The sequence below is a fragment of the Lactococcus sp. UBA7128 genome (assembly GCF_002492185.1).
In the GTDB taxonomy this organism is placed as follows: Bacteria; Bacillota; Bacilli; order Lactobacillales; family Streptococcaceae; genus Lactococcus; species Lactococcus muris.
The window spans coordinates 18,544-35,475 of the sequence record NZ_DKXK01000086.1 but is presented as its reverse complement, the minus strand read 5'-3'; the positions used below and the strand labels follow the sequence as shown (position 1 = coordinate 35,475).

The following is a 16,932-nucleotide window of genomic DNA, read 5'->3' as shown; positions in this document are numbered from 1 at the left end:
TATTTACGAAATGTAATCATAACACTTTTGTTACAATGATATCTCTAGAAAGAATGTTTATTAAAAAAGAAGCACCAATATCCTCTATAATCACAAAAAATCAATCCCATAATCTCGGATTGATTTTTATACTTTATTTCAAATTAGCCTGTAGTTCTTGCCAAATTTGCTCGTTTTCTTCTAAAGAGTAGGAGTTAGCTCCTGAAGCCAAAGCATGCCCCCCGCCGTCATGTCGCTTGGCAATCTCATTGATAGGCTTTGTTTTTGAACGCATACGCACACGGTAGTGTCCATCTTCTTGCTCCACAAAGATAGCCCAAGACTGGACCTCTCGGATATTTCCCGGTGTCCCTACGATACTTGAAGTTTCTGCATCACGTAAACTAAACTTTTCCAAAATCTCTTTGCTTAAAATCACGCGCGCTGCACCATTTTCAGAAATTTCAAGGTTTTCATAGACATAGCCTTGCAGGCGTGCGACGTTCATATCAAAGGAAGTCATTTCCCGCCCTAGCGCTGGACGATCAAAGTCATATTCTGCTAACTTACTCGCAAGATATAAAGTTTGGGCTGATGTGGCAGGATAAAGAAAACGCCCCGTGTCTCCAACAATTCCACCATAAAGGAGTCGAGCTGCCTCTGCATTCAACTTTAATCCCTGTGTTAAAGCCAAGTCGGTGATGATTTCTGAAGTGGAACTTCGTGCTGGCTCAACCAGACGCAAGTCACCATAAGCATCGTCATTGGGATGATGGTCTATTTTGATAACATAATCTGCCTCCTTCCAGCGGTCGTCATCAATGCGGGGAGTATTTGCTGTATCACAAATGATACTCAGATAGGAAGTGTCAGACTCTAAATTTACCTGATCCATTACTGCCAAGTATGTCAGTGTTGGTTCATCATATCCAACAGCATAGATTTTTTTTTCAGGAAAATTCTCTCTCAAAATAGCTCTTAGTCCGCACTGTGACCCAAGTGCATCGGGATCTGGATTTTTATGACGATGAATGAGAATCGTATCGTATGCTTTAATTTTTGTAATAATATCTTTCATAATTTCTTTCCTCATGTAATTTGTAAGTTTACGACAGCTTTAGCAATAATGTTATTGATGTAATAAATCTCAATATCCACCACTGCACCTAAACGCGTTTCATTAATGACTTTAGGATAAATCTCCAAAAGGTTATCAATCGCTACAGTCCCCATTAAGTGGAGATTCATTGACTCTAGGATGACATTTCTGCGGCGCCTTTTGTCTAAGGTGCGCTGCACCACTATGGTCACAATTTCTCCCAGCGCAGCACTGGAGATATTTCCCACATTGTTAACCATCAGCGGCTCAACCATAACAGTATATGCGGAGCCTTTTTCACTAATCTTTCTGGACATATCTTCACTAAAGGTATGTGTCACTTGATTTTCTTCTTGACTCCTTTGAAGACTCTCTAAAACCTCAGACTTGGTCACAACACCTGCATAAGTATAGTCCTTATTCACAATAGGCATAATATCATACCCTTCGTGAATCATCTTTTGTGAAATGCTGGCAACAGTCATTTTTTGCTTGGCAACTTCTGGAGAATTCATCAATTTGTTGATCTGCGTGTCCAAGTTTTTGTGAGCAATATCTCGCATAGTCACGACACCAACAACGATACGATGAGGGTTGACAACAGCAAAACGGCTTAAGTTCGTCCGCTTCATGAGCTCCATAAAGTCCTTAACCGTATCTTCTTCTCGAAGAACCGGACGGTGATCGTGGGAGATTTCTGCCACCGTCATGATATCTTTTTTTATCAGTTCATTTGCCAAAGCATGACTGATACGGTTTGCGACTGTAAAAGTATCAGCTGTCGCTCGCAACAGTGGGATGCCCATCTCATTTGCATAGTCAATGACATCTTGATCAACTTCAAATCCTCCTGTGACCAGCACAGCACTCTGCCCATGAAGTGCCATACTCTGAATATCTTTCCGATCCCCAACAATCATCAGACTGTTTTTCATCAGATATTTTTTGACACTTTCGGGTTGCATGGCTCCGATAGAAAAGCGGCTAAACTCGACATCTAAGCCAGCATGTCCCCCAAGAATTTCGGCATTGGCTACTTCTGCTATCTTACCGAAAGTCAGCTTGTTTCTACGCTTTTGACCTTTTATAGAGACTCGAACTGTACCTGAGCGGTCATTGACTGCCACTAAACCACGATTTTCCGCCTCTTTGATGGCCCGATAAGCTGTGCCATCTGCTACGTTTAAATGATTCGCGATACGCCGAACACTGACTTGTTTTCCAATGTCGAGTTTTTCTATATAATTTAGAATTTCTTCGTGTTTAGACATGATCTACTCCTGCTGCTTGATTTCTTTTTATTTCATACTTTTCAAATTCAGATATACGTCCGGTATATTGATTGCTTCCTTTGAAACGCTCTACTCGCCTGTATCCTGCTTTTTTTGCGACCTTAATTGAACTGTAGTTCTTTGTGTCACAGTTGAGCACCATGGCTTTTAGCCCTATTTGCTGGAGGCAAATATCTGTTAAAACTTGCAAGGCCTCAGTCATCAGCCCTTGATTCCAGTAACGCTTATTGAGCACATAGGCGATCTCCGCGACCTCCTCACGTTCAGAAAGTCTGACACACTGTAAGACCCCAATCATCTTTTTCTGATCTTTTAGCTCTATCGCCCACTTTCCCAAAGGTTCTTTCATGAAATGATTGGCGAGGACAAACTGAGTTTGTTCCACAGTACGATGAGGTGGAAAGATAAATTCAAGATTAGCTGCATCAGAACTGTATTCAAACATGTCAGCCGTATCTTTCATGGAAAAAGGCCGAAGCCACAGTCTCTTACTTTCTATCTTCTGATGCTCCGCAAGTCCTACATAGATATTCATTCAGTTCTTTCCAGTTTCTTCTATATTTTTTAATAAGTTTATTATATCACGTTCTTTCCCCTATCTGTGATATAATTTCAGACTGAACTATAATTAGAATACCGTCAAATCCGCATAATCACCAATATTAAAGGCATTTCAATAAAAAAGACCTAAATGAGGTCTAATGAGTTGTTACTCAAACATAGTTAAAAACGTAACCAAGCACCTACCGCGTAACAAAGTTGGCTCTATTCCTGACCTAATTACTCTAATCTGTGATATAATTTCATTACTATGAAGTATAGACGGATAAATCTCAAATTAAAGCACCCGCTTGCTTTTTGGTCTGCCTTTCCTGACCCCAGTGAGCGTTTTTTTTGGTACGATAGTCAAAAGCAAACTTTGATTATTGCGAGTCAGAGACTAACAACAGTTCAAGAAAAGGAGATAAAAAACTATCCTTACGTTTTCTATAGTCAAAGTTTTTTTGAACAGGTGAAGGGTGAGCTTTGGCAAGATATGGGCAATGAAATCATCGCTTTCAAACATTACTACATCCAAACAAAGACAGACTCTTATGTCCTGTCGTGTGATCCCCTTCCCGATATTAAGGACCAAGAGACTGTCCTTCAGCATCATAGCTACGAAGAGGAAGCGCCAGAGTATACGGAGTGGGTAAAACTTTACAAGAAACTTCAAGAAAACATCACTAGCGGAAAAACTGTCAAAATCGTTGCTTCTAGAGAAGTAAAATTTACCAGTCTTACTCCCTTCAATGTTGAAGCAATCCTTGAACGTCTTGTGCAAAACAATCCTGGAGCTTTTATCTTTGCTTATCATAAGTCCGGCAAAACCTTCCTGGGAGCTTCACCGGAAATTTTGGTCCAAAAAACTGGGAATCAGGTGCTGAGTTATGCTTTAGCAGGCACGATGCCCCGTGCTCTTGAAAATGGAGCACAGCTTTTACTGAAAGACTCGAAAAATCTTCAGGAACATCAGATTGTTGTCCAAAAAATTAAAGAAAAATTGTTGGAGAAAGTTTCACAAGTTAAAATTGAGCAAACTGACATAATGACTTTAAAAAATGTTTATCATTTACAAACAGTTTTAAAAGCTAAGGCTGGTGAGCATTCCCTAATCGACTGGACAAAGCATCTTCATCCAACACCTGCGTTAGGCGGTCATCCCAGCCGTGCTGCACTTGACTTTTTACGTGCAAACGAAAAACACGAGCGGGGGTTATATGCTGCGCCTTTAGGGCTCATTGATTCCCAAGGCAACGGCACAATCATCGTTGCGATTCGCTCTGCACTTCTTAAGGATAAAGCCTGTTACGCTTATGCCGGATGTGGAATTGTTGCTGCTTCTGACTGCCAGGCTGAATTTGATGAAACAAAAATAAAACTAAAAACAATACTTGAGGCTCTTTAAGATGAATAATGAATACTTAGCTCCACTTGTTGATGAACTTTATCATTTGGGCGTACGCGAAGCGGTCTTTAGTCCGGGTTCTCGTTCGACAGCACTGGCCATGCTTTTCGAAGAATATGGGAAGTACGACACTTATGTAAATATTGATGAACGTTCTGCTGCTTTTTTTGCTCTCGGTATAGCTAAAGTGCAACAACGCCCTGTTGTGCTTATCTGTACCTCTGGTTCTGCCGCTGCCCACTATCTTCCTGCCCTTACGGAAGCAAAACACAGTCGTGTGCCCTTAATTCTTCTTACAGCCGATCGTCCCAATGACTTGCAGTTTGTAGGCGCTGCTCAAACTGTAAATCAGTCGGAGTATTTCGGAAAATTTGTGAATCATTATGAAGAATTAAGTCGTCCGACTGAGCACAACTTTTGGACATATCCTCGTAAGGTAGCACAGCGTGCTTTTGCAGCTGCAGTCAGTATCCCCTCTGCTGCTGCCCACGTTAATGTACCTGTCAGTGAGCCTTTGATACCTGACTTAAATGCTGAAAATTATCGAAAAGGCAGAAAAAAATTCATCATCAGCAAAGGAAACATTAAGCCGCAATCTATCCCAGAATTAAGCGGTAATGGTATCATTCTTGCTGGTCCAGACAGTAACTCCAATTATCAAGAAGCTCTCATAACATTATCCGAAAAACTCCAAGCCCCTCTTTTGGCTGATCCTCTGTCTAATCTTCGTAAGTATGAACATCCCAACATTATCGACACGTACGATGCTTTTCTGGCCCATCCGCAAGTTTTAAAAGAACTCAAGGTTGATTTTTTCCTACAATTTGGACAAATTCCTGTATCGAAACATGTTTTGCAATTGATTGCTCAAAATGCTGATGCCGAGTACATCCAAGTTGACCCTGCGCTGGATTACCGAAACCCAAGTCAAACAACGACACAGCTAGTCCAAGCAGATGTACCTGCTTTTTGTCAAGAAGTTCCTACTTTAAGCTCTGACAACCACTATCTGAAAGTCTGGCAAAAACTTCAAAAGAAAATGCGTCAAAAACTCCAAACTGTTGAAGGTGAGAGCGCTCCCTTTGAAGGGCACTATATTCAAGTCCTTCAAGCACTTATGCCAGAAAAGGCGCAACTCTTGATTTCTAACTCCATGACTATCCGTAATGTTGACTATTTTTGGCGCAGTCAACATTCTCATGTTCACCTTTTAGGAAATCGTGGGACAAATGGTATTGACGGTCAAGAATCCACCGCTCTAGGTGTCTCCACCAACGGGGTGCCAACCGTTTTATTAACTGGAGACCTTTCCATGCTTCATGATATGAATGGTTTGATTGTTGGAAAAACACAGCAGTTAAACCTGACTATTGTACTTTTTAACAATGACGGTGGGGGTATCTTCCATCATTTGGCACAAAAAGGGCAGCCCCATTTTGATTATCTTTTTTCAACACCTCATGGACTTGATTTTTCTGGCTTAGCTCGTTTAATTGGGCTTGATTATCATCTGGTTGTAGATTATCAAGATTTTGAAGAGCATTTTCGTCAAAGCATTAACTCAGCAGGAATCCATTTACTCGAAATTAAGACGGACAAGGACGTGAGCTTAGAATTACACAAGAAATATACGACTTATGATATTTGAAGATAGGTACATTCAGATTGGCATGAATACTTTTCATGTCAGAATACATGGGCAAGGTAAACCCCTGTTAGCATTGCACGGCTTTAGTCAGTCGGCTCTTACTTGGGAAAATTTATTGCTTCCAGATTATCAAGTTTTTGCTTTAGACTTTATTGGACACGGGAAGTCCAGTAAGCCTAAAACTCTGGAAGCCTATCAGCTTTCAAGCATTCTTCAACAGCTTCAAAAGCTTGTAGAACTGCTTTTTCATGGAGAGGCTTATACTCTCCTCGGCTATTCGATGGGGGGACGAATTGCTCTACAATTCGCATTTCAGTTTCCTGACCAACCTATTGAACAGCTCATTTTGGAATCTGCGGCTCTAGGTATTTCTAATCCTCTGCAGCGTAAAAAGCGGAGGCAGTCTGACCTAGAGCTTGCAGACCAGATAGAAAAAAAGGGAGCGGTCTGGTTTGCGGACTATTGGGGCGCGCTCCCTATCTTCCAAAGTCAACAAAAACTTCCTCAGGAAGTACAATATAAAATCTGGTCCAGCCGTGCCCTAAATGCGCCCCATGCTCTCGCTCAAACTTTGCGAGCTACTGGGCAAGGAAATCTTCCAGACATTTCGCAGAGGCTTCAAGATTTAAATGTAGCTTTACTTTATATTACCGGTGCTCTGGATCAAAAATATAGGCAGATTGCTGAGCAACTCAGTACTTATAAGAGAGTACGGAGTCTTATCGTAGAGGGCGCAGGGCACAACGTACACCTCGAACTGCCTCAGCATTTTAACTTAATCTTATCCAACTCTTTGCCAGGTAGAACCATGCTATAATGAATAAGGTAGAATACTAAAAGGAGACAAACTATGTCAAAATATAACTGGCTTGCTTTAGACCGCAAGTATGAAGATGTCATTTACGAAACTTATAACGGTATTGCGAAAATTACGATCAATCGTCCTGAAGTACGTAATGCGTTTCGCCCTAAAACAGTGGTGGAACTTATCGATGCCTTTACTGTAGCACGTGACGACACTTCGATTGGTGTCATTGTTTTGACAGGTGCTAACCACGGTCAAGGTGAAGACAAGGAAGCTTTCTGTTCTGGCGGCGACCAAAAAGTCCGTGGCGACGGTGGCTATGTTGGTGAAGATCAAATCCCTCGTCTTAACGTCTTAGACTTGCAACACTTGATCCGTATCACACCAAAACCTGTTATTGCTATGGTCAACGGTTTTGCTATCGGTGGTGGGCACGTTCTCCACATCGTTTGTGATTTAACAATTGCTTCTGAAAATGCTAAGTTTGGTCAAACGGGCCCACGTGTTGGTTCTTTTGATGCTGGTTATGGTGCTGGACTCTTGGCTGCTATGGTTGGCCAAAAGAAAGCACGTGAAATCTGGTTCCTCTGCCGTCAATACACTGCACAAGAAGCAATGGATATGGGCATGGTAAACACTGTTGTACCTTTTGATCAACTTGAAGACGAGACAGTTAAATGGGCCGAAGAAATGCTTGCCTTGTCACCAATGGCACTTCGTATGCTTAAAGGCTCAATGAATGCTGCAACTGATGGACTTGCTGGCTTGCAACAATTTGCCGGTGATGCAACGCTCATGTACTACCTCAGCGATGAAGCCAAAGAAGGGCGCGATGCTTTCAAAGAAAAACGCAAACCTGACTTTGATCAATTCCCTAAATTCCCATAAGCTATGAAATGGTTAAAAGAACAGGCTGAAAAATCGCCAAATAAACTTTTCTTAAATCAACTGACTTTTAAAGAAGTCTACGATAAAACTGTTCAGACAGCCCAACATTTAAACAAAGAAACAGCTAGGCACAACCGCCTAGCTCTTCTTTCAGAAAATTCGCCAGAGATGGCAATTGTGCTCTTTGCGCTGTTGGCTTTGGATAAGGAAGTCCTCTTGCTCAACACCCATCTTACAGCTAATGAACTTCGAGAGCAACTGACTGAACTTGATGTGGAACTGCTGATTGCTTCGGACCAGCAAACCTATCCAGCAGACTTGTCTTTCTCTGATATCCATTCTTTAGAAACCAGCAGAGCTGTGCTCAATTGGCAGCCAGCCCCAGAGAAGATTGCTGTAATCATGAACACCAGTGCGACAACTGGAAAGTTCAAATCTATTCCTATAACTTGGAAAATGATTGCGGCCCATGTGGCTGCTTCTGCAGCAACCATGGGCGTTCTTCCAGAAGACAACTGGCTTGTCGTTCTCCCCATGTTTCATGTCAGTGGTCTATCCATCATCATGCGCAGCCTCTATAATGCCACTCAGGCCACCATATGTGCTTCTTTCGATGAGGAAGAGTTGATTAAACTGATTAATAACAGCTCGGTCAACATGGTTTCCATGGTACCGACCATGCTTAAACGTGTTCATGAAAAGATTGCTGCCAAAAGTCTTCGTGTCCTCTTATTAGGAGGGGAATTTATTCCGCAGCCTTTGATACAGGCATGTTTTGCACAAGGTCTACCTGTCTACAAGACTTACGGGATGACCGAAACTTTTTCCCAGTCTGTTACCTTCAACATTTTGGAGCATCCAGACAAGCTGACTTCGGTCGGTCAAGCACTTCCTGGCGTAGAGATTGAAATTTTAAATCCTGATGCTGATCAGGCTGGCGAAATACATCTAAAATCGCCAATGCTTATGAAAGGCTATCTTAATCAAGAGGACGTTCATCTATTCAATACAGGGGATATTGGCTATCTTGATAAAGACAATTTCCTTTATATTCTCAATCGTCGTAAAGATATCATTATTTCCGGTGGAGAAAATATTTATCCCAAAGAGATTGAGGATTTACTCTATAGCTTAGAGGGCATTGTCGAATGTGCGCTTGTCCCGCAGGAAGACGAAACTTGGGGCCAAGTGCCACTTCTTTTCTACGCTGGAGCGCCCGATATACAAGAAATTACAAGCTTTTTGAGTCAACGTCTGGCCAAGTATAAACTGCCGCGTCAAATTATCAAAATGAATGCTCTACCCAAAAATGCCTCAGGCAAAATCCTTAGGAAAAATTTAAAACATGAAGCTTAGATCGATTAGTTTGAATCACGTCCAACTTCCGATGAAGTTTAACTTCAAGACAGCCAAAGGTGAGCTGAAGCAGCGTGACACCATTATTATCATTGCCGAAGACGAAACCGGCCATCAAGGGTATGGTGAATGTGTAAGCTTTACTACACCTTTTTACACGCAAGAAACATTTGAAAGCTCATGGGAATACTTGGCGCAGACTTACATTCCAAAAGTAATGGCGACACACTTCACGCATCCCTTTGAGATTCATGCGTTTTTTGAGCAGCCCTTGCCGATGGCAATGGCGGGTTTGGAGAATGCCTTGCTGGACCTTTATTACAAAGTCCAAGGAAAAAATACAATCGCTACCCTTTTTCCTGAACCATTGACAGAAACTTTATCCCGTGGGGCCGTCTTGGGCGATATGCCTTTTGAGCAGCTTCCTAGCAAAATCGAGGCCTTAATCGCTCAAGGTGTGGAAAGAATAAAGCTTAAAATTAAACCCGCAGATGGTTTTGAACGCGTCCAATATGCTGTGGAGCATTATCCTCAGCTCCAATGGGCTGTTGATGCCAACCGTTCTTATGCCCTTGAAAATATCGAAGCGCTGATAAAGCTCGATCAATTTGGACTTGTCTGCGTTGAAGAGCCTTTTGCTACTGATAATCTCGAAGATTATAAAGACATTTTTCCGCAGCTTTCAACACCTATCTGTTTTGATGAAAATGTCCAAAGTTGGAGTGATTTACAGGCTCTTTCTCAACTTAAGGGGAAAACCATGCTCAATATCAAAATTGGCCGCTTAGGTGGACTTTATCAAACAAAAGAAGCTATCGCCTTTTGCCGGAAAAATAACATTTCCTTCTGGATTGGCAGCATGGTCGAAAGTGGTATTTCTAAGATATTGCATACACAACTGGCCACTTTAAGCGACAATGCCATGCCAGGGGATTTGTCAGATTCGTCCTATTATTTTACGGAAGATTTGATTCTACCAGAGATTAAATTTATTGAAGGTAAGATGAACAGACCGCGTGGCAAGGGCTTGGGTGTATCTATCAATCAGGCAGCACTTGAGCATTACACCGTGAAAAAGGAGATTTTTACATGACTTTGATTGAACAACTGGGTATTCAAAAGCTGGTTTTAACCCCAACAGGTTTTACTGCTCAAATGCCTTTAGGAGACTTTCACGCGCAACCTCAAGGTTTCTTAAATGGTGGTGCAACGCTGGCCTTTGCTGAGGTTGCTGCTGGTATGGCAAGTAATTTCTTGCTTGACGATAAACATTTTGCTGTCGGCCAAGCGGTCAATGGCAATCATTTGAACCTAACTAAAGCAGCAGGAATCCTCTTTGCTCAAGGTCTTCTTCTGCACAAAGGTGGGCGTACACATGTGTGGGAGATGAAGTTTACAGATGCGCGTGAGGTTTTAGTGGCACAAGTCACTGTGACCAACGCTATTGTGGAAAAAAGATATGAATAAAGACAACGTAATATTTGCAGAATTGGTGGACGTAAATGAGGCCGAACTTGCGGATATCAATCAATTAATTATCGACACTTGGGCTTATCAAAAATAAAACACAAAAAATGAGAGATTTCTATCTCATCCAAAAGTCTAGCTTTTAGGAGTCACTACATTAAACATATGATTCCCTATCTTTTTCCTTCATCCACTTCACAAAGTAACCTCACTGTTATATTGTTAGCTCCCGCCATATTCGTAGAATAATTGTCTCCTAATCCAAAAGGATTTTAAAAAATTAAGACAGCTAAAGTGTGCTAAGATTTAAAGTAAATATATTTTTAGTATGAGACTGCAGCTCATGAAAAACATTGGATATGGAGGAAAGCAGAGGGTGAAGAAAAAACATTTTAAAAAAATAGTAACTAGTCTCGTCACCACAACAGTACTATTTTCATCACTAGTCCCCTCAGTAGTGGGGGTAGCTCAGAGTCAAGTTATTCCAGAAGTAACTGAAGAGGTAACTCAAGTTAATGAGACAAGTCTAAATTTAGGTAAAAAAAGCTTTGAAGATTTCTTACTTAGGAAAGGAATTCATGATATTAAAGAAATTTCACAAGAAGATGGAGAAAAGCTACTTGATGAATATGCAAATTTACTCGATAGACAGAGACTTGCGCCTGTAGCTGCGGCGGCGGCTGTTGCCTCACTTATTTGGGCAGGGATTAATATTGGTAAAAGTTTTTATTCTGCGGGTAGATATGCAGCTATGCAAGCGTTGAGTCGTCGATGGACGACACGTACTGCATATAAAAGAAATTCAAAACCGTATTGGTTTACCATCAGCACCATTAGCTTTTGGGCAGCCTTAGGCTTTGATGACTTTATGTATGGACGATGAGCTATGGATACGTTTTTTTCAATCCTATCGGATATTACACAATTTCTCTTAGCTCTCGGTGTTTTGTCGTTAGCCCTTGACTTCAGCCGAGCAAAAAGAGAGCTCAGAGACATAAAGCAGATTTTATTAGAAAAAGAAGCTAAAAACAGAAAATAACAAAAAACAGGAGGTGGTTCTTAATCCTAAGAATTATCTCCTGTTTTTTAATCGTTTGTATCTTTCTTTATGGGAAACAACCAGCTTCTTCTGATGAACTTAACTACAATCAGTTCAAAATGTTCTGGTAATCATAAATATCAGTTTGGCCTGCATGTTTGTGCTGCCTTTTAAGTGCTGCTTGAAAAGCGGTGTTATCTTGGGACAAGATTTTAACTTTGTCAATCAGTGCCTGTGCATTATCTTTACTGAAAATATTTTCTGTAGCGGTATAGCGCTTATTGTGCACGACATTATCGAAAGCTAAAATCAACTGATTGTGTTCAAAAGCTTGCCGGATGATATTTTCCATTTCATTAGCATGATTGATATCTAAGTAGAAACTGTTATTTTTCAGAGACTTTCTGATGTCTTCATCACCAACATTAGGATAAACACTGACATTATTTCTATCTTCATAAGCCATCAGAGAAGGACTCATCGTGGTTCGTGCTGCAATATGAAAATGAATTTCGGGCAGTGCTGCAACTATAGTTTCCAGCGCTTCAATTTCTGCAGAGTTAGTGAAAATAAAGGCTTCTGAACTTAAGGAACTACGATTTTTAAGAGGATAGAGGTAGCCCAGTTGCATAAGTTCTGTGTTCAGAGATATTCCCTCCAACTGACTCATGATTCTCTCAAATTCCGCTCTGTCTTGAATAACAATCCGTTGGGTTGCATTATTAGTATCATCAAGAATGCTTCTCATATTACCAGGAATATCTTCTGAAGTTTCCTGCCAAAAAAGAGTATGGGCAAAGTTTTTTTCAGGATTGAGCGCTTTAAGGCGATTGATAATAAAGAAGGGGCGCCCCAGATTGTTGTAGAAAATCTCATCACTTTCTATATGCGCTATTTCCATGAAGAAAAGAATGAAGGCATTGAAGTTTTCAAAAACATGGTGCTTTCCTTCATGATTAACCTGGACTGTACCCGTGACGTGATTTTCTAAAATAACTTCACGTCCTTCATCATCAAAATAAGTCGTCAAAGCCATGTTGCCATCTGAGTAAGTACGCTTTCCATAACGTTCTCCAAACTGATTATACATATCTATTTGACGCACACGGCCAGCATCGTTATACCATTCGACAGTTGAAACTACTCTATAGTCATTTTCACGCTTACTGTACTTGATGTGCCCCATTTTTTTATAGCCTTCAAAAATTTCAGCTTGTGTGCTGTCCCCTCTTATTTCCCAATAGAAAGGGACCTTGACTTCGTTAAAAAAGAGTGGTTCTGGTCGAGCATCAGCATCCAGTTGATGATTTTTTTGCATGCCCGTAAAATAACCAACGGGAGTTTGGACATGTTCAGGCATAAAGCCATTTTCTTCCAGAACAATGGTGGTGTGTGTAAAACCTGCCTGGCGTAAAGAATGTTCCAAGTCAAAAGCTTGGGCATTATAATTTTCAAATAAGTTAATCATTGTTTTATTACCTCTTGTTCGAGTTTCAACCACATTTTTTGAATCTCCTCTGTCAAATATTTTTTGGCAATATCATAGGATGATTGGGAAATGAGGTGAAGTGCTGCTTCGTCTTTTTCCTGCATGGCGATAATAGCCCGAGTAATGTCTTCAACAGCTTTGGAGCGATTATTTTTGTCATAGTCCAACAAGTAACCGTTTTGCCCTGGATGAATAAACGTTTGGTTACCGTAAGGAACATCAAATCCAATCATGCCAAGTCCTGATCCTACTGCTTCAAGTAAGGTCAGACCAAAACCTTCTGAAGTTGAAGTCGCCACATAAGTTTGATAGTTCTTATACACATCCGTCAAATCATGTTGTCCCATGAGACAAATATAACTTTCCGCGCCTAAATCCTTAATTAACTGGCGCAAAGCTGTTCCTTCACCTCCATAGCCATAAATATCTAAAGTTAAGTCCTTAATCTTCTTACGTGCTTCCACAACTGCTTTAATCTGCCAATCTATGTGTTTCTCAGCAGCAAGTCTTGAAGCTGTAATCAAACTATTTTTCTTACGGACACTCGCTTTTTTCAATTCGTCAATAGAACCTACAGGGAGAGTATAAATGGTAATTTCTCCCTTATTATATTTCTTAAACTGGTCCTCAATGACTTCTTTTTGTCGTTCAGTAGCTGTGATAAAGAAATCAATAACAGAAGCATTTTCAAACTGATAGTCATAGAAATTATTCCAAAGAATTTGCTTATCCGTCGTAAACGACTCACTGAAATGCTCCGCATGAATGACGATACCAACTTTTGCTGGCCCTGAAGCCCTGATAATTTGTGGTCCCATGCCCGTAGAACGATCAATAATCAAGATGTCCTGTTCCGTCAAGTCAAGACACTCCACAAAATACTGGATTAGCGCCTCCTTAGAGTAAATGGTCCGGTCACTGAAAATATAGAGGGATTCCTTGCCATTGATTAATTCATCGTAAGCCACCGAGCCATTTTCATTGAAGAAACGTCGCTGATAAATATTTGCCTGATTATTCACAGGTTTAAAGTACTCGCTAAAAGTCTTCGTGTAAGTGTAGTAATCCCGCTGAATTAGCTTGCCAGCAACGACAATCTCTGTACGATAGACTTTATCCTTGTTCTTTTTATCCAAGAAAGCAGTCATCCTCATGTGATTATCGTTAAAGCTGTAGGTAATTTGTGTTTCCCCTTCCTCCACCTTATCGGCGGCCTTGGGAAAAGTCGCTTCCAAATCTTGTCTGCCGAAACGAGTAGGCGAAATCTTTACATCTGTAAAATAGCCATAGAGCCAAATGATTTCACCATCATCAAACCCAATATTTTCCGTCATAGGCTGAAGATTTTCGAGAAAGAGATCCGTAAAAATAAATTGAGCATCCTGCTTGTTTTTCTTAAAAATATTCGAACGGTAGGCTTGGGCATATTCTACACCGGAACTAGCCCAACCGATACCATGATTAAAATTGTAAATAGTCATACACTACATCATCCTATTCTTACTTCAAAAAGAGAGCTTTTTCAATCTCAATTATAAGACTTTTCGTAAAATGTCCATCGGTGATTAAAGCACCTACATCTTTCACATTTTCGATGAGTTTTTCATACTCTTCTTCATTCATCTTTTCCACGATTGAGACAACTTCTTCCAAACTTCCAGCCACAAAACCAAGACCATTACGTTGTACAAAATCTGCCTTCGCAAAGCCTTTAGGCACAATAACAGGAAGACCTGCTGCCAAATAAGTTGAAAATTTAAAATGATTAACAATCTGGAAGTACGCTTTGTCAAAGTGCTCATCTTCCATATCATCTTCTGTCCAAACTAGACCAATTCCCCCTTCATTAAGCGAACGCATCAGTTGATCATCGTGCATCCAGCCTTTGAGTTCAACATTTCCCACCGCCTCAACTGTTCCTTTCGAATATGCTTCCAGCAAGATATTACTGGACCAGTTTTTGATAAACGGATAACGTCGAACACCTCCAGCAAACTTAATTTTTCGCTGAAAAACCGGCTTCGCCTCAAGAGTGATACTGCTTGTATGGTCCCAAATTTCTTGGATCAAAACGGGTGTTTCTAAACCAAAATTGATTAAGATTTTATGCATCTTTTCAGAAGGCAGAATTACTAAATCTGCTTGATTATAGAGCTCAATATAGTATTTCATCAGATAAAAGTTGGGTTTAAACATGAGCGGAATGAAGTCGTGAGTGAAAATTACTACTTTTTCTACACGATTTTTTAACTGCTCAATCAAGACTTTGTCAAATTCAAAACCAGACCAGGACGGCAGTTGCACCACGGCTAATTCGCCGCCCTGTACGGGAGCTAGAAAACCTTCTATACGTTTCCAGCGTTCCATATCCGTATCACGTCCTGAATCATGAGCAACGATTGCAATTTCTTTAAAACCCATTGTTTTAGCAATATTTGTCGTCATATGTTGAGCAATCTGTGCAGTTGAAACAGCTGAATGCCCATAAAAATTAGTAATAAATTTATTCATAAAATTAAATTCCTCATTCTGTATTCGCAAGAATAGTGATAAACTTCTGGAAGTTCTTTCCTTGAAAACATATCCTACCGTTCTTACTCCCATCATTTTTTAGAGTAATGTCAGATAAGTTTCCACATTCCGTTTCTAGATTTACAACTGTTCCTAAAAGGCCAAATAAACCACAAAGTCCGCAATTGCGGACTTCTTGGTTATTGAAGCTTAGTTTTGCTCCTGCTCTTTATCATCCTTTTTGCGTTTTTTACCCGCAACAAGGGCTGCCGCAAGGATAGAGAAGCCTGCAAAGGTTGCTCCTAGAGCATTTTCATCACCAGTCGCTGGTAATTTTTGACCTATACTGTTCCCTGGATTTCCAAAGTCTGGCTGTACTTCGTTTGTTAAGCTATCAGACATTGAAGTTGAGATTGACTCTGTCGCTGATGTTGACTCGCTTATCGATTCGGAAGGATAGTCAGAGTTTGACACTGAATCTGATACAGACTCACTTTCTGACACGCTTACTGATAACGATTCGCTTTCTGAGCCGATATCAATCAATGAAAGAAGCGCTGATTCTGAACTTGATTCTGAACCGCTCGTTGAAGTACTCAGAGAGCCTTCTGGAGTCATTGATGGAGTGATTGGTCTGAATGACATGAACTCTGAGGATGATTCGGAAAGACTTGCTGAGGTACTCAGAGAACCTTCCGGAGTCATTGACGGAGTGATTGGTTTAAAGAAATCGTATTCAGAATCTAAAGCAGATTCAGACATAGAGGCAGAGATGGAACTAGATTCTGATGCTTCCACAGAAATTGACTCTGAGGATGATTCGGAAAGGCTTGCTGAAGTACTCAGAGAACCCTCCGGAGTCATTGACGGAGTAATTGGTCTGACTGCTGGAGCCAATGATGGAGTGACTGGCTTAAAGAAATCGTATTCAGAATCTAAAGTGGATTCAGATAGTGAAGCGGAGATTGAAGCGGACACTGAACTTGACTCAGTTTCTGAAAGCTCCATTGATGTCGATGCCGACTCGGACTCTGAAAGGGAAGCAGAGATTGAACCGGATACCGAACTTGACTCAGATTCGGAGACTTCTACTGAGGTCGATGCTGACTCGGATTCGGAGAGCTCTACTGATGTAGATGCCGATTCTGATTCAGAGACTTCCACTGAGCTTGACTCTGACTCAGAAAGGGAGGCAGAAATTGAAGCGGATACTGAACTTGATTCGGATGAGGATTCAGATTCGGATACTTCTACCGAAGTTGATGCTGACTCGGATTCAGAGACTTCCACTGAGCTTGATTCCGAATCGGAAAGTGAAGCGGAAATCGATGCGGACACTGAACTTGATTCGGATGAGGATTCAGATTCGGATACTTCTACCGAAGTTGATGCTGACTCGGATTCGGAGAGC

15 protein-coding genes and 2 pseudogenes are annotated in these 16,932 nt (G+C 40.9%); 10 read left to right on the top strand and 7 right to left on the bottom strand.

All coding sequences use genetic code 11. The annotated features are described in order from the left end of the window. Positions 1-133: 133 nt before the first annotated feature. From B4H39_RS09625 to B4H39_RS09615, 3 genes are read right to left on the bottom strand one after another with little or no spacing between them, the layout of a single operon-like run. Positions 134-1,057 carry a DHH family phosphoesterase gene (locus B4H39_RS09625; RefSeq protein WP_251421406.1) on the bottom strand — a complete coding sequence of 308 codons (924 nt, stop codon included), beginning with the start codon at positions 1,055-1,057 and terminating at the stop codon, positions 134-136. A gap of 11 nt (positions 1,058-1,068) precedes the next feature. Next, positions 1,069-2,349 (bottom strand): DRTGG domain-containing protein, encoded by a 1,281-nt coding sequence (locus B4H39_RS09620; RefSeq protein ID WP_251421409.1) that lies wholly within the window; start codon positions 2,347-2,349, stop codon positions 1,069-1,071. After that, the gene (locus B4H39_RS09615) at positions 2,342-2,905 is read right to left on the bottom strand and encodes a GNAT family N-acetyltransferase (protein ID WP_251421412.1); all 564 of its coding nucleotides are present in this window, start codon (positions 2,903-2,905) and stop codon (positions 2,342-2,344) included. The genes B4H39_RS09620 and B4H39_RS09615 overlap by 8 nt, the downstream gene beginning before the upstream one ends. 276 nt (positions 2,906-3,181) lie before the next feature. Here B4H39_RS09615 and B4H39_RS09610 point away from each other — a divergent pair, with 276 nt between their 5' ends. The 9 genes and pseudogenes from B4H39_RS09610 (at position 3,182) to B4H39_RS09575 (ending at position 11,365) form a co-directional block, all read left to right on the top strand. Continuing rightward, positions 3,182-4,318 (top strand): isochorismate synthase, encoded by a 1,137-nt coding sequence (locus B4H39_RS09610; RefSeq protein WP_251421416.1) that lies wholly within the window; start codon positions 3,182-3,184, stop codon positions 4,316-4,318. Position 4,319: 1 nt separating this feature from the next. After that, entirely contained in the window at positions 4,320-5,966 is a 1,647-nt protein-coding gene (gene menD / locus B4H39_RS09605) for a 2-succinyl-5-enolpyruvyl-6-hydroxy-3-cyclohexene-1-carboxylic-acid synthase (protein WP_251421419.1), read from the top strand. Further along, positions 5,956-6,783: a 2-succinyl-6-hydroxy-2,4-cyclohexadiene-1-carboxylate synthase gene (gene menH / locus B4H39_RS09600; protein ID WP_251421422.1), complete on the top strand. Its 828-nt coding sequence runs from the start codon at positions 5,956-5,958 to the stop codon at positions 6,781-6,783. The genes menD and menH overlap by 11 nt, the downstream gene beginning before the upstream one ends. A 33-nt stretch (positions 6,784-6,816) precedes the next feature. Next, positions 6,817-7,659 (top strand): 1,4-dihydroxy-2-naphthoyl-CoA synthase, encoded by an 843-nt coding sequence (menB, locus tag B4H39_RS09595; protein WP_003134096.1) that lies wholly within the window; start codon positions 6,817-6,819, stop codon positions 7,657-7,659. Between the two features lie 3 nt (positions 7,660-7,662). Continuing rightward, positions 7,663-9,015, top strand: a complete 1,353-nt coding sequence (gene menE, locus B4H39_RS09590) for an o-succinylbenzoate--CoA ligase (RefSeq protein ID WP_251421425.1) — start codon at positions 7,663-7,665, stop codon at positions 9,013-9,015. Beyond that, positions 9,005-10,108: an o-succinylbenzoate synthase gene (menC, locus tag B4H39_RS09585; protein WP_251421428.1), complete on the top strand. Its 1,104-nt coding sequence runs from the start codon at positions 9,005-9,007 to the stop codon at positions 10,106-10,108. The genes menE and menC overlap by 11 nt, the downstream gene beginning before the upstream one ends. Further along, positions 10,105-10,482, top strand: a complete 378-nt coding sequence (locus B4H39_RS09580; protein ID WP_251421431.1) for a PaaI family thioesterase — start codon at positions 10,105-10,107, stop codon at positions 10,480-10,482. The genes menC and B4H39_RS09580 overlap by 4 nt, the downstream gene beginning before the upstream one ends. After that, positions 10,475-10,576, top strand: a pseudogene (locus B4H39_RS10250) (GNAT family N-acetyltransferase); the annotation flags it as partial. The gene B4H39_RS09580 and the pseudogene B4H39_RS10250, both read left to right, overlap by 8 nt. A gap of 249 nt (positions 10,577-10,825) precedes the next feature. Beyond that, positions 10,826-11,365 carry a hypothetical protein gene (locus B4H39_RS09575; RefSeq protein WP_251421434.1) on the top strand — a complete coding sequence of 180 codons (540 nt, stop codon included), beginning with the start codon at positions 10,826-10,828 and terminating at the stop codon, positions 11,363-11,365. A gap of 265 nt (positions 11,366-11,630) precedes the next feature. Here B4H39_RS09575 and gtfB read toward each other — a convergent pair whose 3' ends face one another. From gtfB to B4H39_RS09555, 4 genes are all read right to left on the bottom strand, one after another. Continuing rightward, the gene (gene gtfB, locus B4H39_RS09570) at positions 11,631-12,989 is read right to left on the bottom strand and encodes an accessory Sec system glycosylation chaperone GtfB (protein WP_251421437.1); all 1,359 of its coding nucleotides are present in this window, start codon (positions 12,987-12,989) and stop codon (positions 11,631-11,633) included. Further along, positions 12,986-14,491 carry an accessory Sec system glycosyltransferase GtfA gene (gene gtfA, locus B4H39_RS09565; protein ID WP_251421440.1) on the bottom strand — a complete coding sequence of 502 codons (1,506 nt, stop codon included), beginning with the start codon at positions 14,489-14,491 and terminating at the stop codon, positions 12,986-12,988. Before gtfA ends, gtfB begins: the two co-directional genes overlap by 4 nt. Before the next feature lie 19 nt (positions 14,492-14,510). Continuing rightward, positions 14,511-15,521: a beta-1,6-galactofuranosyltransferase gene (locus tag B4H39_RS09560; protein ID WP_251421443.1), complete on the bottom strand. Its 1,011-nt coding sequence runs from the start codon at positions 15,519-15,521 to the stop codon at positions 14,511-14,513. 210 nt (positions 15,522-15,731) lie between these two features. Further along, complete coding sequence (locus B4H39_RS09555; protein WP_251421446.1) at positions 15,732-16,319, bottom strand: LPXTG cell wall anchor domain-containing protein; 588 nt, start codon at positions 16,317-16,319, stop codon at positions 15,732-15,734. On the opposite strand from B4H39_RS09555, the pseudogene B4H39_RS09550 reads away from it, so the two are divergent. Then, positions 16,294-16,932: pseudogene (locus B4H39_RS09550) on the top strand (hypothetical protein); the annotation flags it as partial. The gene B4H39_RS09555 and the pseudogene B4H39_RS09550 overlap by 26 nt on opposite strands.

Excerpts from the sequence above, each read along its gene's own strand:
- B4H39_RS09625 (WP_251421406.1), bottom strand. The coding sequence starts at position 1,057 with ATGAAAGATATTATTACAAAAATTAAAGCATACGATACGATTCTCATT.
- B4H39_RS09620 (WP_251421409.1), bottom strand. The coding sequence starts at position 2,349 with ATGTCTAAACACGAAGAAATTCTAAATTATATAGAAAAACTCGACATT.
- B4H39_RS09615 (WP_251421412.1), bottom strand. The coding sequence starts at position 2,905 with ATGAATATCTATGTAGGACTTGCGGAGCATCAGAAGATAGAAAGTAAG.
- B4H39_RS09610 (WP_251421416.1), top strand. The coding sequence starts at position 3,182 with ATGAAGTATAGACGGATAAATCTCAAATTAAAGCACCCGCTTGCTTTT.
- menD (WP_251421419.1), top strand. The coding sequence starts at position 4,320 with ATGAATAATGAATACTTAGCTCCACTTGTTGATGAACTTTATCATTTG.
- menH (WP_251421422.1), top strand. The coding sequence starts at position 5,956 with ATGATATTTGAAGATAGGTACATTCAGATTGGCATGAATACTTTTCAT.
- menB (WP_003134096.1), top strand. The coding sequence starts at position 6,817 with ATGTCAAAATATAACTGGCTTGCTTTAGACCGCAAGTATGAAGATGTC.
- menE (WP_251421425.1), top strand. The coding sequence starts at position 7,663 with ATGAAATGGTTAAAAGAACAGGCTGAAAAATCGCCAAATAAACTTTTC.
- menC (WP_251421428.1), top strand. The coding sequence starts at position 9,005 with ATGAAGCTTAGATCGATTAGTTTGAATCACGTCCAACTTCCGATGAAG.
- B4H39_RS09580 (WP_251421431.1), top strand. The coding sequence starts at position 10,105 with ATGACTTTGATTGAACAACTGGGTATTCAAAAGCTGGTTTTAACCCCA.
- B4H39_RS09575 (WP_251421434.1), top strand. The coding sequence starts at position 10,826 with ATGAAAAACATTGGATATGGAGGAAAGCAGAGGGTGAAGAAAAAACAT.
- gtfB (WP_251421437.1), bottom strand. The coding sequence starts at position 12,989 with ATGATTAACTTATTTGAAAATTATAATGCCCAAGCTTTTGACTTGGAA.
- gtfA (WP_251421440.1), bottom strand. The coding sequence starts at position 14,491 with ATGACTATTTACAATTTTAATCATGGTATCGGTTGGGCTAGTTCCGGT.
- B4H39_RS09560 (WP_251421443.1), bottom strand. The coding sequence starts at position 15,521 with ATGAATAAATTTATTACTAATTTTTATGGGCATTCAGCTGTTTCAACT.